Here is a 15,090-nt window from a genome sequence, read left to right as displayed (position 1 = left end):
ATCAGATCGCTTTTCTCAGTTTTTTATAGAAAGCTTCTTCCAGGTCTGCAATATGCAGCATTGTTTTTGAAAGTTCATTGTAAATATTGCTTTTTGAGTTTCTGTTTTTATACACTCTGGCAATATCTACGGCAAAATCTCTCCAAAGGTCACCGATAGAGGTTATTTCTTTTGATAATTCCTTCAGCTCGTCATTTTTGAGAATGACAGCTGCTTCCTGGAGGAATGCTCCATAGATAAACCTGAATCCTCCGCCTCCGGTTCCGATTTCTTCCTGCATTCTGATTAATTGACCCAGATAATGGTTGGTAACCTTCGTCCCTTTCTTTTCTGCCCATTTCGGGATGCTTTTCGCTACCCATCTCATGGCTTTTACCCCAATAAGCGGTACGGGTGCCAGCATATTTTTGCAGGTATCTTTGATCCCTTTTTTGATAGCTTCTTCAAGGTTCACATTTTCCGGGACATAAACAGGGTAGTACATATGCCCTTTGGGAGGAAGTGCTCCTTTGGCATATCTTACTTTTTCCAATTCTGCTTCTGAAAGAGAAGTCGTATAATCCATTACAGGGTCACTGATCAGAAATTTTCCGTCTTCTTTTCCATATACCACAAGATTGTGGGCATTGAAGTGAAATTTGTATTCTTCAGGAAAATAAGTAAGGTTGAAAACGCCCACCTGAAGTCCTGTAGGGATATTTTGTTCCAGATTTCTTTCAAGAGCTTTTTGGGCATCCTGAGGATTTGAGAATTTTTCTCTTTTGATTTTAATTCCTAATCTTTTGGCTGCTTTACTGAAAATAGCACCCGGCATCGGACGATAGCTGAAGCCTGGAGCAAAATTCACCTTCAGAAAAGGGAGATAGACAAAAAACAGTCCTGAGCCGATCCCGAAGATCATAGGTTCACTTAGTTTCAGTCCTTTGTTAAGCAGTAGATTAGAAGCAACACCGTTTTCGCAATGCGCAGTCTGATGGTGTTCAAAGTTTAATTTCATTTGCTGATTGTATCTTTTCATTGGTCAAATGGAACGGGCATTATTTCCGGCCCTGTTTCATTTATTTCCCGTCGAAGTTTTTTAATTCATCCACTGAAATTCCGAATGCATCGGCATATTTTTTCAGTGCATTTTCGCTTAGTGTTTTGAATATTTTGGGTTTAAAATGTCTTTTTACCCTCCATTGCCACATTCCTACATATGAAGCAAGAACGCCAATATCCATTTTGTTCAGTTCCATAAAATAAACAATGGGACTTGCTGTATTATTGGCCACATTTTGTTTTGCTTCCTCAATTCTTTCATAAATAAGTTCCATCGATTCATCCAGAGCCGCTTTTTTGGCATCCCAGCCTGTGCTGTTTGCTGTCGTGTAGTTGTCGTTCTCATCCGTCACATACAAAACTTCAGTCATGTTGGCGGATTTCAGGTTACTTTCGTCTTGAGGCAGGTCTTGTTTTTTCATCTAAATAATGTTTATATTTTTAGATTCCAGATGAGGTCTCGCTCACCTGTTTTGATTCTTTTAATCAGGTGGCTAAAATAGTGAAAATACATTATATGTAAATCATATTAAATCTGAGCAGTTACTACTTCAAAACTGAGGCCGTATTACAACATTTTGCACATTCTCAAATATAAAAGTAGTTATCTTATATTACGAATATTTATAAATTTTGTTAATTATCATGTATAGGTAAATGGTTTAATTTATATTTGTTTTTGTAATAATTAAAAAACTAATAAAACAAAAACCATGAAAAACTTAAGACAACTTACAAAAAATCAATTAAAAAAAGTAAAAGGAGGTTTAACTGCTTATATTTCGTGTGCTAACGGAACTAACGGGCAAATACGCAATGTAGGAGTTAATACCGATATTGCAACTGCTGCTGAGCAGATTTGCGGAGGCAACGATTATGAAGTTATTATCTAAAAAAGAAATTAAGTAAACTTCAATAAAGGAACATGCTGCTTAGATTTTAAGCAGCATGTTCCTTTATACTGATTCCGAAGAATTATAGACTCAATTTTGTGGTTAAAAACTGTTTCTCTCTAAGGATCAGAGTTTCACGGATTTTGTGAATGTTTCACGTGAAATAATTCATCTGATGATGAGATTTTAACGGATGTAATAAATTGATTATCAGTGGGTTTGTGAAGAGGTGATGAGTGTGTAAATAAACAAAAAACGGAGTTTTTTCTAGGGTTTTTATAATCAATTCAATAGGAGTGGGCTATGATTCTGAGCGGAGACGAAGAAAGCCCGCTTAAAAAAAGAGAAAAATCAATTGACTTTAGCCAAAACCTATATTTTAAACACGAATAACACAAATGATTGCACAAATGTTCACAAATCTATTAGAGAATATAAAATTGATTTAAAAGAGAAAAGCTGTACGTTTTTGTACAGCTTTTCTATGTCTATGTTGAATTGACTTTACGACTTTACTTCCTGAATAAACAGGTTGATTTCCGCTCTGATTAACAATTCATCATTAGTAAATGTTTCACAGAAGATATGGCAGATATTCTCAAATTGTGAGATAAGCGAAGCTTTGGAAATAATTTGGTCACCCACTTTTGGAAGAGCAAAAATTTCGATCTTCTTGATATTGGTAATGAATCCAATCACTTTAGTATCAGCTTCGGGATTTTCAAAGAAGCTTTGCCCAAGTATAGATGAACAGGTCTGAGCAAGATTTTCGATTAATCCGGCTTCCGCAAACTCATTGTTGTGAACAAATATATTATCTTCTTTGATTTCAAAGGAAGTCACTACTTTTTCTTTGGTCAGTTCCAGGATATAGTCTGCCATGAGCATCGGTTCACGATGCGGTAAAAAGTTGTGTATATTGATGATATTTTCTTCCTTTATTTCCATTTCCAGTTTATTTTACAGCGGTTTTCATTTGAGATTTTGCAATCACTTCACCGTTCAGTTTCGTAATGATATCTACCAGTGTTACTCCCATTACTTCATTAAGAATGGTTACTTCAGATTTCAGCTGATCTCCTACTTTAGGCAGTATTTCAGCTTCAAAAGATTTGATGGCTCCGATATATCCGGTAGGAGCATCTTTTCCCAGCAGATAATATTTATATCCGGTATGAAGGGCAACGCTCTGCGCCTGATGCTCAATCAGTCCTGAAGCCTGGAATAATCCGTCCTGGATAAAAAGGTTGTCTTGCTTTATCTCAAAACCGGATAAGAGATGGTTTTCAGAGTATTCTGACAATTCATGCACCATTACAAAAGGAAACCTTTGGGGGATAAGACTTTCTACAAAATCTTTATCGGATGTGGGCAGTTTGTTTTCCATTAGCAAACGGTTAATAAAGCACAAGAATAAGCAAATCTTCCACTTTCGGGAACACAAAGAAGTACTTTTTCTCCTTTTTTCAATGTTCCGGAATTCATCAGTTCTTCAAGGGCGATAAATATAGATCCTGCTCCGATGTTTCCAACTTCAGAAAGGTTATAGAACCATTTTTCTGCCGGGAAATCCATTCCTTTTTTGGCAAATTCTTCTTTCAGTCCGTCTTTAAAGTATCCGGAAGAAATATGAGCCAGTACGTGGTCAATTTTTTCCGGATCCAGATTATGTTTGTCAAAAGATGATCTTAAACTTTCTGCTCCTTTTACAAGGATGTATTTATCAAGGATTTTAGTATCCTGTTTAATTGCAAAAATAGATTGTTTCAACCATTCATCAGAAGGGTAGTCTGCCCATGATTTCAGGCTTCCGTCTTCCAGCTTATCACATCCTGCATACATACAAGCTTCAATTTCGTGGGCATAAGAATAGAAATCAATGAATTCTATTTTGAGGGAAGTGCTGTTTTCTCTTGGTTTATTTTCTAAAAGGAAAGCGCCTGCTCCGTCAGAAAGCATCCATCTCAGGAATTCTCTTTTGAAAGCAATGATAGGTCTTTCCTCCAGTAATTTTAAATTTTCAGCCTCATGGTTGAATTTATCAGCAGTCATCCATGCAGACATTCTTTCAGAACCTGCGCATACTGCGTTGTCCTGTACACCGGCTTTTACAGAGAGGAATCCATAATTCAGGGCATTCATTCCTGAGTTGCAAAGACCTGTTGAAGTATTAATTTCAATAGATTTTCCGATGTTCAGTTCGCCATGCACCATGGATGCGTGAGAAGGCTGGATCTGATCCGGTGAAGTAGTTCCTACAGATAATAATTTCATATCTTCCTTTTTGAAATCTTCGTCAAAAAGTCCTTCGATTGCTTTGGCAGTAAGCTGCGCATTAGAGTGGGTAGGGTTTCCTTCTTTGTCTAAAGCGTAGTATCTTGTCGTGATTTTATTATTTCTCAGGATAAGTGATTTTGCTTTAGATGGCGCATCATTGATAAGCCCAAGATAAGTCTCCATTTCATCATTCGCTACCGGCTCATTGGGTAAGTATTTTGATGCTTTTGTTATAAATACGTCGTACATTCTATTTTAAATTAATTCCTTGTAAATATCTTTTTTGTTTTTGTCTTTTAAACCAAAATATAGGGGTTGTAAGCAGGTGTAATACCAAAACGACAGGTGAGATAATCCATATCGCTGCCATCAAATATACCTTAAAGAATTTTATCAGCAATGGACGTTTCTCTTTTTTCTTGATAATCAGGTTAGACCATACTGTAAAAATTTTGTTTCCTACCTTTTCTACACGCACTAAAAACGCACGGATTTCAATCGCTCCGTTTTTCACAAGATCCGGTTGTAAACTATTAAGGTCATTATGATTAAAATGTCTTTCAATAATCTCGCCATACTTTACAGAACCTGCAATTTCTTCATTGGAAACTCCTGCAGCGGGAAGCATTCCAGATTTTTCTTTCTGACCTGTGGTAAGCCATCGGAGAATCGTTAATACGCTGGTGTAATTGTCGTGCCTGTCTACCAAAGCAATATTTCCTACGAGTTTAGCCTGCAGATCTCTTAGGTAAACCTTTAATTTTTCCTGGGAAAGCATCCACATATTTCTGGTTCCTGAGATGGTTACTACAGGAGTGTCTTTAAGGATTCGCTCTGCATAATCACTCTTTAAGAAAGAAATAATAGGAATAGATGGTGTGAGATACCATACCTGATACCCAAACAGGATAAGATCATACTTTTTGTTCAGAATTTCTTCTGAAGGAGGAAGGATTTCTTTTGGAATCTGAAGATAAGATTCAGGAAAAGTGTTGAAAAAAACATCGCCTGGCCAGGGAAAAGGAAAATCTTCCTTCAGCTGAATGTTGTAATACGTAACATCATAAGCCTCCTTTTTCGCTTCAAAAGGCTGGGCTATATTTTTCACGATATCTTCGAGTTGTCCGGTTTGTGAATAATATATGACAAGTATATTTTTCTTCATTAGTTTTCTTTAGCGTTTACAAAAGTATGTTTTTCATATTTATTATTTAGTTTTAAATACTTTTAATGATTCAGAACTAAATTTTAGTGCATAATTATCACTTTCAAACGAAGTGTTTTTTGTATTTACAAAAATGATTGTTTCAGGGAGATCCTGAATTCCATTCATGGTAAAGTGTTCATCTGAAATTAAAAGAACATCAATCTTTTTGTTTACTTCAGAAAGGTCTTTAATATACTGTATTTTTCTTCTTTTTACCAGATAGTTATGGGCTGCCACTGCTCTTTTTTCATCATTCTGGATCAGAGAAAAAATTCTTCGGCTGGCCTGATATAGGGTTAATAAGGCATCTTTCTGCCCAAAATCATCAGCAATATGAAGAATGTTGGCATCATGAGGAATATGCTTATTCAGTTCGAAATATACTGATTTATTGGTATTAAAGTCTTCTTTTACTTCTTGTACCACCTCACTGTCTTTATACAGGTAGCTCAGGAATAATTTCTTTTTAAAATAATTCTCATCCTCAATCTCCTCGCGCAGTCTGGCAAATTCTTCTCTGAAATGAGCATTGATCTTCTTTGTTCTTTCAGAATAGTTCTGTCCAAAACTCATGTCATCTTTGCTGATTCTGTTGCCTACTTTTACGGTAATACTTCCGTCATAGATAATGAAATCTCCTTTCGGCAGCACTTCGGAATTTCCATGGATATAAAGTGGAAGAATATCCAGCCCGAACTGTTCGGCGAGATAAAAAGCTCCTTTATGGAATCTTTTCACATCATTGGTGTAAGAACGTTCTGCCTCTGGGAACACAACGAGTGAATATCCCTGGTCAACTTTTTCTTTCAGTTTGTCCATTCCATTCTCGATTCCCTGCGAAACGGGATAAAAGCCCAGTGCTCTTACCAGTTTTCCAAAAACAGGAGACTGATATACCCAGTCATTCACCAGATAAATGATTTTATGGGTAGCCATTGCAATAGCCAGCGTATCGAGGAAAGAAGTGTGATTGGCAATAATAACTGCAGGTTTGCTGAAGTCTTCAGATGTATTTTTAATGACCTTCTTCTTTACAAAAGGATTAGAATACAGGACAGAAGTTAAAAATCTCGCTAAAATAAGTTTGATGATATTCAGGGTCTGCCCTTTGGAATTTTTAACAAAAAAACTTCCGAAGGCGGAAAACAGCAATCCACCCAATCCATAATAAAGGAATGAGAATACTGACCATACAAACAATCTGAATGTGATTGGAGAAAGTCCTTTTTTCGCCCTGTTGGTGATGAATAATCTGAACCAGAAAGGATATAGGGTAGAGGTAATAATGATAACGGAGAACATTCCGATCAGGGCTACTAATGCCAGAGAATGCAATGCCGGATGCCTGGCGAATACCAAAGATCCGATGGATAGAATTGTTGTGAAAACAGCAAGGATAATAGAAATTCTGTACGTAGGCAATTCATTCTTTCCGGTAGTATGTTCTTTTTGCATGGCTTGCGTCAGGAAGATGCTGAAGTCATCTCCCACTCCAAATACCAACGTACACACTACAGTACTGAAAATATTTAATTCCAATCCCAGAAAATAAAGGATTCCGGCTGTAACAACTCCCGTTAAAACAATCGGGAACATGGTGAGAACCGTTAATTCAAAATTCCTGAAGAAAATGATAATCGTTAAAATAATGGCAAGAAGAGAATAATTGATCAGTGTATTGAAGTCCCTTTTCAGCAAACCAAGGAAATTTTCATTCATCTGCTGGCGGTCGATAGCAATGGCATCATGCTGTTTCTCAATATCTTTGATGAAAGTGTCTCTTTTGTTTTCGTCTACTTTTACCACATTGGAAACCGTGTAGAAACCATTTTCGCTGCTCATGAATTCTGAAATCTGAAGCGCTTTCACTTGTTGATAATCTTTCAGACTCAATGCAGCATAATTTTTATGCAAAACTTCATTAAAACCATCAAAAGCGGAACTGTTGAAGCCGAATTTATTCCCGTTACTGATCAGTTCAGAAATGGTCTGATTCTTTTTCTCGTCATTCCAGAAACGGTTCCATTCGTCAATTTTTTTCTGCTGATCCTTTTCTGAAAGAACAACGCTTCCGATAGAATTATAGCTTAAGATCTTCCCTTCTTTTTTCTCTTTGTCCAGGAAGCTGCTCAGATCGGAATTTCTGGACAGTGCTTCTTCTTCAGAATTTCCATAAGAAATGGTATAAATTGATTTTGACGTAATATCAGAAAGTTTCTGCAGTTTTGCCTCACTGATTTTTAGTTCTTTCGGAATATAATTCAGATCCCCGATATCTTCATTGAAACCTACATGTCTGAATCCAAACAGGCAGGCAAGAATAATGACAGAGCATCCTATAATCAGCGGTTTGTTTTTCTCGTAAGGGTAAGATCCGATCTTGTCAATAAAGTTAGTATTAGGCTGTTCATTCTTCTCTTTTGGTTTGTAAAGCTGAGGAACAATAATCAATGCTGTGATTGAAGAAAGAATCACGGTGATCGCTGCAAAAAGTCCTAAGTCCTTCAATGCTTCAGAACGAACAAAAACGAGACACAAAAAGGAAACGGCTGTTGTTGCGCTGCTTAATATAACAGGCTTCGTGATTTCCTTGTAAAGCTCCTCAATATTGTTGTTATGCTTATAATGGGTGAGGATATGCAGGGCATAATCAATTGTAATTCCAATAAGAATCGCTCCTACACTGAGTGAAATAGCTGAAATCTTATCTTTAATAAAATAAAGGATTAAGAGAGCGAGTAATACTGAAAATACAGTGGGTAGAAATACAATGACGGGAGTGAAAATATTTCTGAAATAATAGATCAGAAGGATTAAAAGAACCGTCATGGAAATGGCCACCGTGTTCTGGATATCTTTTTTGATCTGCTTTGCATTGGCCACCGCAATCACCGGAGAACCGAAATAGCTGATCTCTGTTTTCCCTTTGAATTGTTTGTTAATACCGTCTTTGATCGTGTTGAGCTGATCCACAAATACCTCATTGGCTTTCGTATCATTGCTTTTGTTTTTAGGATCAATGAAAAGCAAAAGATTTTTTCCGTCTTTGGTAACAATATAGCTGTCTTCGAGTTTGAAGTCTTTGCTGATGTTTAAAGCATTTAATTTTTTGATTCCAAGAAAAGTAAGTCCCAGAGGGTCTTTTTTAATAAATTCTTTGGTTACAAGGCTTGTTGGAGAAACGAGCGAGATGTAATTATTTTCTACCTGTTTTGCAATACTGTCTTTCTGCAGTTTCTGATCAATTTCCTTATAATCATTCTCATTAAGGAATAAAGGTAGATTCTGATGAACGAAATCAAAGGTTTCAGAAATTTCATTATCGTTCACTTTACCCTGAACAGAACCAATATATTTCTGTAAAGGCTCAATTTTTTTCAGAAAAGTATCAGCCGTTTCAGAAAGCTGGAAGCTGTCTTCACCGGATCTGTTCTCGATAATAACAATAATCTTATCCGAGAAATTAAGCTGTTTAAGAACCTTTGCGGTAAGATCCGACTTTTCATTTTTAGGAATAATCTGATTGATGTCTTCCTCAAAATTGATCTTTGACGCAAAGAAAATGCATAAAGCGGCAATTCCAAGAGCTGTCAGTACAGATAGAATTTTATTTTTGGAAATCAGATAATATAAAAATATAAAAAGGCGATGCATTGCATTTAAATCAAGTCTGCAAATTTAATTTTTTAAGCATTAGTTCAAAATAGTTAGCGATAAGTTTTAACTGAAAATCAATAAAATATTATAGGAAGAATGAAAAAATATTCTACTTTTGCAAAAGTTCCCTTTTGAAAAAATGTATTTTAAACCACCATTATTATTAAAAAAATAAGAATCTGTTTTAGATATGTTGAAAAGAAATGATGAAAAAATAAACGGATTTCTATTGGTAATAGTTCTTCCGCTTCTGTTGTTTGCCATGTCTTATTATGGATTTGAATCATCCTACACAAGACTGAAAACATCAGAGAAAACCCCTGATTTTTTATTTTCCTCCGTATATGCTTACAGAGTGATTCCCAATTATCTGAGTGTACAGATGACGGATTTGATGTACAATCTGATCAATGGCCCGCTTTCTTTCTTCAAAGATTTTTTGTCCAAAAACGGAACCCCTTTTTATCATGGGCTTTTCCTTATGAACAGTGTGTTCTTCGTTTTGTGTTCTTTGATTTTGAATGCCGTTTTCCGCATGAAATCGACGGGGCTTCTTTTGAATGTTAATGCCAGAAGGATTATTCATCTCTTATCTGTATTTTTCATTGTGATCACACAGTATGCGCCGACAAATTGTGATACCATCGCACTCTTTTGTTATCTGTCAGGTGTATTTCTGACTCTTAAATATCTTGAAACCAGAAAAAATACTTTTTTCTTTACCCTCATTGGACTTATCGGGATCTCTACTTTAGTAAGAGAAACAGCCTGTCTGAATATAGCCTTTTTTGCAGCCGTATTTTTCAATATTGATGAGCTGAAGAAAGGGAATTATGAGGTAATCTGGAAAATTATACCGCTGGTTGCTGCTTTTCTCATTCCTTATCTGGGATTAAGAGCTGTACTTGTTCAGGATGAAACGACTTTTGTGGAAGGCTTTTACATCAACAGAAACTTTTCCAGCCCTTTTAATCTTGCAGGGTTGGTCTTTGCATTAATAGTGATTTATTTTATATATGGCCTTTGTACAGAGGAAAACAAGAGTGTTTTTGGAAAATATTTTTTCTTTTCCATTCCTTATCTTCTTATGATTACTTTAGTAGGGCTTTTCTGGGAAGTGAGGCTTTTCCTGCCTTTAATTCTGACCGGATTCATCACAGCATATCATCAGTTTAAAAAAACATCAGAGAGTTAGCATGAGTTTACTACATCCATATTATATAATTGCCATCGTCTATATGCTGTTCTTCAGTGTTCAGGAGGTGTATGGAAAGAAGGTTGATAAAAAGTGGTTCTGGTTCCTTGCTGTTTATTTTATTATTATTGTTGGTTTCAGAGATAGTGTAGGACCGGATTACGGAAGTTACAAAGGAATTTATATTTACTCCGATACTAAAAGCTACTACAGTATCTTTATGAAGATGCTCCATATGGAAGGACCGGAAACGCTGGATGTGGAATGGCTGTATACTTTGATTAATAAGATCCTTCTCAATTTTTTTGATGCACCTTTTTATATGGTAACATTGGTCATTGCTATTTTTGCGATGATCTTTAAAGTAGAATATACTGAGGATAATACTTTTTATCCCTTTACTTTTACCCTTTTCATGTTTATTCCCAATTTCTTTATCGGGGAAAGTGGGCAGATCAGACAAAACCTCGGGACTTTTATCGTGTATTTTGCAATACGGTATATTAAAGAGCGGAAACTCTGGCATTACCTGTTTTTTATATTCATAGGGTCGGGTATACACAGTGTTTGTTACTTATTCCTGCCGATGTATTGGCTGGCCCGCGTTCCGTTAAACAAAACGGTAATGCTGATTATGATTATTGGTTCTGTTTTTCTGTCCCCATTTGAAATATATAGAAGTTTCGGTGGTTTCTTAGATGGGATGGCCTCTAATAGTACACTTGTAGAAGGGTTTAATGGATATATGGATGAAACGGTACAACGACTTAATGGTGGTATCGGAATTCCGGAGGTGATGATGGCAATCCTTACTTTCTTCCTTTTCGTTTTTGATACTAAAATGAAAGAACTTTATCCTTACTATGAATACCATAGAAACTATGCTGTAATCGGGATATGTCTTTATTTTATTTTCAGAAACAACCCTATCTTTTCATCCAGACTGGCAGGAGCGTTTATCGGATTCTCATATATTATTATTCCAAATGCCATGTATGTGGTTTCAGGAAGAGTTAAGAATATTATCTATGCATTTATAATCGCACTTGTCGTCTTCAATTTTGTTGTCTTTTCTATATTTAATAATATCACGGCCGGGCGATTTTCGATTGACCGGTATCAAAACCATATTCTTCCTTAGAATTTTGAATCTTAAAATATAAAGACAGCTTGGGGCTGTCTTTTTTTATGTAAATACCTTGTTGATTTTTATATTGTTTATCGTGTTTTATTTTACATTATTAATAACATAATTCAAATATGTGTGTTTTTATTTGTATAATAAATCACTTTTTATAGAAATGGGCTTAATAATTGTATTCTGCTAAAGACACTAAAACCTAAGGTATGAAAAGATTAGCTGGAAAATTAGCGGCAGTCATATGCCTGATATTATTTGGAATCACTTCCAAAGGTAATATCGGAGGGAATCTTCCCTCGATTGGACATGTAAAAGCAATATGGCTTAGTGAGAATACAGACTCATTGAAACCGGTTCATGAACCGATGAGATTATTGCTTCCAGACTGGAAAAAAGCACCCAACAGTTACATTTTTGATCCCGCTCAGAATAGCGGAGGATTGCTGGTTCCCGTAAAAAAAGCTTATGCGATGTGGGAGGGTGGCGGATATCTTAACGGGAGTGGTATACCTGCAGGGACGGTAACTGCTGATGTTTTATGGGAAGATGTTCATGGACTTATAAAATCCGGATTGAATTACGCCCTTGAAATAATAGGAACAGGGCAGGATGCTAAGATTAAAGTGCCTGTCAATAAGACAAAAAAAGGAAATGCTGTGGTTGCTTTCAGGGTAGACGGTGAGATTTATTGGAGCTGGCATATCTGGGTAACGGATGATCCCACCAATGGAGCTTCCTATAAAAGTTTCAGCAGCGTAAAAAGAATGAGATCTGACGGAATAACGGAAATTATTCCGGACTCCGACTGGAAATGGATGGACAGAAATCTGGGAGCAATCACGAATTCTATCACGACATCAGACTGGAACCGGAGTAACGGACTTCTTTATCAATGGGGACGAAAAGATCCAATTCCACCCCTGGTTACAAGAGGAAATGATTTTTATGAAGCTTCCGGATCGATAGGCAGAGTAAGACATAGAGGGGCCAAAAATATGACCAATGCTGTGAGTATTGATGATCTCAGGAAATTTGTTCTGCTTTCCGCTGCAGAAGTTACCAATAATATAAGGCTTTCTGTAAAAAATCCTATGAGCCTTATTTATGTCAATAAAGATGATAACTCAGGACAGGCTTATTATAACAATAACCTCAATCTTCCGGTCAACTGGTTTGGAAAATCTACAACATTGCCTAATAACAGGCTTTCAGAACTCAATCTGTGGTCGGATAATGCACAAGGGAAAATTGAAACCGTTTACAATACCAATGATAAAACAAAACCTTATCGAGATAAATCTCCTTATGATCCTTGCCCAAATGGATGGCGTGTCCCGTCAATGCTGGTGGCAAATCTGGCTTCTCCCTCTTATGTGGATGATATCAGAATAGACTTTTCGCCTTTCGGTGTAAGAACCAGCATGGCAAAAAATGTTTTTGAAACGAATAAATATCATATCATAAAGCCTACTGATACTGGAGTTCCTTCCTTTATGACAGGATTTAGAGTTTATCCTAATCTTGGCTTTGATCTTTCAGCAGTAGGCGGATTTAATATGGGGATTTTTCCCGGAAACGGACAGCTTATCAGAGGAGCTCATTTAGGGCAGTATAGTGATCAGCATCATATTGCGTTGTGGACCGCAACTTTAGCTAGGTTATTCGATACTTCTCCTGCTGTTACTGTGAGAGGACTTTCCATGATTCCTGATAAAACACAGCCTGATATTCCGGACCCTAATTATCCCAATATTAAAGGACGGTATTATTATTTTCCTATGGCCGGAATGTATACTTCAGATGCAAACGGCTGCAGATGTATAAAAGACCCGCTCTACACCATTAATGATTATGATTTTCCAACAGAATATCTGCCCGCAGTTACAGAATATAACGAAGGTTTGAACAATCCGAATACCTACCAGGTTGTTAAAAGCGAAACGGGTACCACTATTGAAATTCCGGTCAGTAAAGCATTCTCTGTGCAAAGCCAGTTGCTGGATAATATTGAGATATTAAATCCTTCCAATTTTAATAATTTAAAAACTAATGTTCTCTGGACGACCAATGCAGCTTTAATCAGCAGGGTCTTAATAGTGAATCCTTCGCCTTTATCACTACAGGATATCAGCAATTCTAAAATATCTGTAGAAATTGCTCCCAATGAAAGTGGAAATGCTGTAGTTACATTGCATAACGGCAGTGCATCTTCACCGGTATATTGGAGCTGGCATATCTGGGTGACGGATTCTCCTGTGGGATCTTATTCTTATACTACAGAAATTCCTGCAGCAGTTACAAATTATGTGAATTATGTCAACAAAGCTGATGTTGCATTACAGACCGTCTTTATGGATCGTAATCTGGGGGCAACAGATACTTTTCCCAACGTTGCCAATCCTCAGGCCCCAACTGCTGATGAACTGTTAAAAATCCGTGCCTCTACAGGACTGCACTATCAATGGGGAAGGAAAGATCCTATCCCTCCATTCCAGTATGCAGATAACAGGAGTTTTTATAACATATTTCTGGGAACTCCTGCTCCCAAGGGAGCTGTTTCGTACACTACACTTGATCAGTCCGACTATAATAATCTTTCAGGAAACTATATTGTGCCTTACAGCACCTATGCATCGTTATCCAATGTGCAGTTAACCGATAAACCGTCAGAAAGGGTTTCCAAGATCATATCTTACTCTGTGAAGAATCCTCTGGTATATATGATTCCAAGTACTTTTGCTCCTTACAACAGTACAACGCCCAATTATACCAACGGTACAGACTGGCTGGCACAGGAGCCTAATTTAGCTCCTGACAGATGGGGAAGAGGAGGTGAAAAATCACCTTTTGATCCCTGTCCTGAAGGTTGGAGAATTCCGGACCTCACAAGTGTGGCGCTGGTTTCCGGAGCGGATTTCGGACAGACACCATGGTATAAAAAAGATAAGAACGTAGCAACCTCATACAGTATTGTCACAGATTATTCAGGAATAAGAGTAAGGAATTCTGCCAATGCTACAGTAGGATATGTATTTAATAATCCGGCATATTCCATAGGAAATTATCCTGATTCCGGCTCAAGAGGATTCAGAAGTGTAACAGCCAATCAGACGCCTCAGGGAACGTTTAATGTGCTCAATTTTCAGTATCCTGCGGTATGGACCGCTGCTTTAAACTCAAATTACATCGGAAGATCTATTAATCTGCTGTTTGATGCGGCTTCTGCCACCAACAGAATGATAGTCTTTCATGATAATAATGATCCCTACTTTGGAACAGGATGCCGATGTGTGAAAATAAAGTATGATGCCAATGGTAATGAAGAGGGTCCAGCATCAGGAAGTGCAGTTATACCCAATAGCTATAAATTGACCAAGGAGAATGCAAAATCTACGGTGGCCAATAACAAAATCTCTCTCTATCCGAGTCCTTTTTCCAATATTCTTTACATCCGGGCTGCAGAAAATAAAGAGTACAAATTTGAGATTTTTAATACGCTGGGACAGCTTGTAAGATCTGGGCATTTTATCAATAATCAGACAGATCTTTCATCTTTAAACGCAGGAGTGTATTTAATAAGGATAAATAATTCTGAAGCGAATGTTAAAATTGTAAAACAATAAGTAAACAAATAGTAAAAAGCAGAATAAGACTTCTTGTTCTGCTTTTTTTTAAACCA

The 15,090-nt window shown here is 36.9% G+C and carries 11 protein-coding genes; 4 read left to right on the top strand and 7 right to left on the bottom strand.

Translation table 11 applies throughout. The annotated features are described in order from the left end of the window. Position 1: 1 nt before the first annotated feature. Both V0410_RS13600 and V0410_RS13595 read right to left on the bottom strand, forming a co-directional pair. The gene (locus tag V0410_RS13600) at positions 2-997 is read right to left on the bottom strand and encodes a BtrH N-terminal domain-containing protein (protein ID WP_079244002.1); all 996 of its coding nucleotides are present in this window, start codon (positions 995-997) and stop codon (positions 2-4) included. 61 nt (positions 998-1,058) lie between these two features. Continuing rightward, positions 1,059-1,463 carry a hypothetical protein gene (locus V0410_RS13595; RefSeq protein WP_110009840.1) on the bottom strand — a complete coding sequence of 135 codons (405 nt, stop codon included), beginning with the start codon at positions 1,461-1,463 and terminating at the stop codon, positions 1,059-1,061. A 291-nt stretch (positions 1,464-1,754) separates the two neighbouring features. Between V0410_RS13595 and V0410_RS13590 the strand changes: the two genes are divergently transcribed. Continuing rightward, positions 1,755-1,934, top strand: coding sequence for a bacteriocin-like protein (locus V0410_RS13590; RefSeq protein ID WP_089695162.1), 180 nt, complete (start codon positions 1,755-1,757; stop codon positions 1,932-1,934). Positions 1,935-2,438: 504 nt separating this feature from the next. On the opposite strand, the gene V0410_RS13585 is transcribed toward V0410_RS13590, so the two are convergent. From V0410_RS13585 to V0410_RS13565, 5 genes are read right to left on the bottom strand one after another with little or no spacing between them, the layout of a single operon-like run. Further along, a complete protein-coding gene (locus V0410_RS13585; protein WP_110009839.1) occupies positions 2,439-2,882 on the bottom strand; it encodes an ABC transporter permease in 444 nt (147 codons plus the stop codon). 7 nt (positions 2,883-2,889) lie between these two features. After that, positions 2,890-3,321 carry a hypothetical protein gene (locus V0410_RS13580; protein WP_330744083.1) on the bottom strand — a complete coding sequence of 144 codons (432 nt, stop codon included), beginning with the start codon at positions 3,319-3,321 and terminating at the stop codon, positions 2,890-2,892. Beyond that, complete coding sequence (locus V0410_RS13575) at positions 3,321-4,460, bottom strand: beta-ketoacyl-ACP synthase III (protein ID WP_330744081.1); 1,140 nt, start codon at positions 4,458-4,460, stop codon at positions 3,321-3,323. Before V0410_RS13575 ends, V0410_RS13580 begins: the two co-directional genes overlap by 1 nt. Before the next feature lies 1 nt (position 4,461). Continuing rightward, complete coding sequence (locus tag V0410_RS13570; RefSeq protein WP_330744079.1) at positions 4,462-5,376, bottom strand: dialkylrecorsinol condensing enzyme DarA; 915 nt, start codon at positions 5,374-5,376, stop codon at positions 4,462-4,464. A gap of 42 nt (positions 5,377-5,418) precedes the next feature. Next, complete coding sequence (locus V0410_RS13565; protein WP_330744076.1) at positions 5,419-9,072, bottom strand: MMPL family transporter; 3,654 nt, start codon at positions 9,070-9,072, stop codon at positions 5,419-5,421. Between the two features lie 193 nt (positions 9,073-9,265). Between V0410_RS13565 and V0410_RS13560 the strand changes: the two genes are divergently transcribed. The 3 genes from V0410_RS13560 (at position 9,266) to V0410_RS13550 (ending at position 15,034) form a co-directional block, all read left to right on the top strand. Then, a complete protein-coding gene (locus V0410_RS13560; protein ID WP_330744075.1) occupies positions 9,266-10,270 on the top strand; it encodes a hypothetical protein in 1,005 nt (334 codons plus the stop codon). Between the two features lies 1 nt (position 10,271). Continuing rightward, a complete protein-coding gene (locus tag V0410_RS13555) occupies positions 10,272-11,411 on the top strand; it encodes an EpsG family protein (RefSeq protein ID WP_330744073.1) in 1,140 nt (379 codons plus the stop codon). Positions 11,412-11,617: 206 nt separating this feature from the next. Then, the gene (locus V0410_RS13550; RefSeq protein WP_330744071.1) at positions 11,618-15,034 is read left to right on the top strand and encodes a T9SS type A sorting domain-containing protein; all 3,417 of its coding nucleotides are present in this window, start codon (positions 11,618-11,620) and stop codon (positions 15,032-15,034) included. The last annotated feature ends 56 nt before the right edge of the window (positions 15,035-15,090 follow it).

It is taken from the genome of Chryseobacterium sp. CP-77, assembly GCF_036362765.1.
Taxonomy (GTDB): Bacteria; Bacteroidota; Bacteroidia; order Flavobacteriales; family Weeksellaceae; genus Chryseobacterium; species Chryseobacterium cupriresistens.
Note: the sequence above shows the minus strand (reverse complement) of the source record. Positions and strands in the feature narration are given on the sequence as shown.

Coding starts and splice junctions, on each gene's coding strand:
- V0410_RS13585 (WP_110009839.1), bottom strand. CDS start 2,882: ATGGAAATAAAGGAAGAAAATATCATCAATATACACAACTTTTTACCG.
- V0410_RS13575 (WP_330744081.1), bottom strand. CDS start 4,460: ATGTACGACGTATTTATAACAAAAGCATCAAAATACTTACCCAATGAG.
- V0410_RS13565 (WP_330744076.1), bottom strand. CDS start 9,072: ATGCATCGCCTTTTTATATTTTTATATTATCTGATTTCCAAAAATAAA.
- V0410_RS13595 (WP_110009840.1), bottom strand. CDS start 1,463: ATGAAAAAACAAGACCTGCCTCAAGACGAAAGTAACCTGAAATCCGCC.
- V0410_RS13590 (WP_089695162.1), top strand. CDS start 1,755: ATGAAAAACTTAAGACAACTTACAAAAAATCAATTAAAAAAAGTAAAA.
- V0410_RS13550 (WP_330744071.1), top strand. CDS start 11,618: ATGAAAAGATTAGCTGGAAAATTAGCGGCAGTCATATGCCTGATATTA.
- V0410_RS13560 (WP_330744075.1), top strand. CDS start 9,266: ATGTTGAAAAGAAATGATGAAAAAATAAACGGATTTCTATTGGTAATA.
- V0410_RS13555 (WP_330744073.1), top strand. CDS start 10,272: ATGAGTTTACTACATCCATATTATATAATTGCCATCGTCTATATGCTG.
- V0410_RS13570 (WP_330744079.1), bottom strand. CDS start 5,376: ATGAAGAAAAATATACTTGTCATATATTATTCACAAACCGGACAACTC.
- V0410_RS13580 (WP_330744083.1), bottom strand. CDS start 3,321: ATGGAAAACAAACTGCCCACATCCGATAAAGATTTTGTAGAAAGTCTT.
- V0410_RS13600 (WP_079244002.1), bottom strand. CDS start 997: ATGAAATTAAACTTTGAACACCATCAGACTGCGCATTGCGAAAACGGT.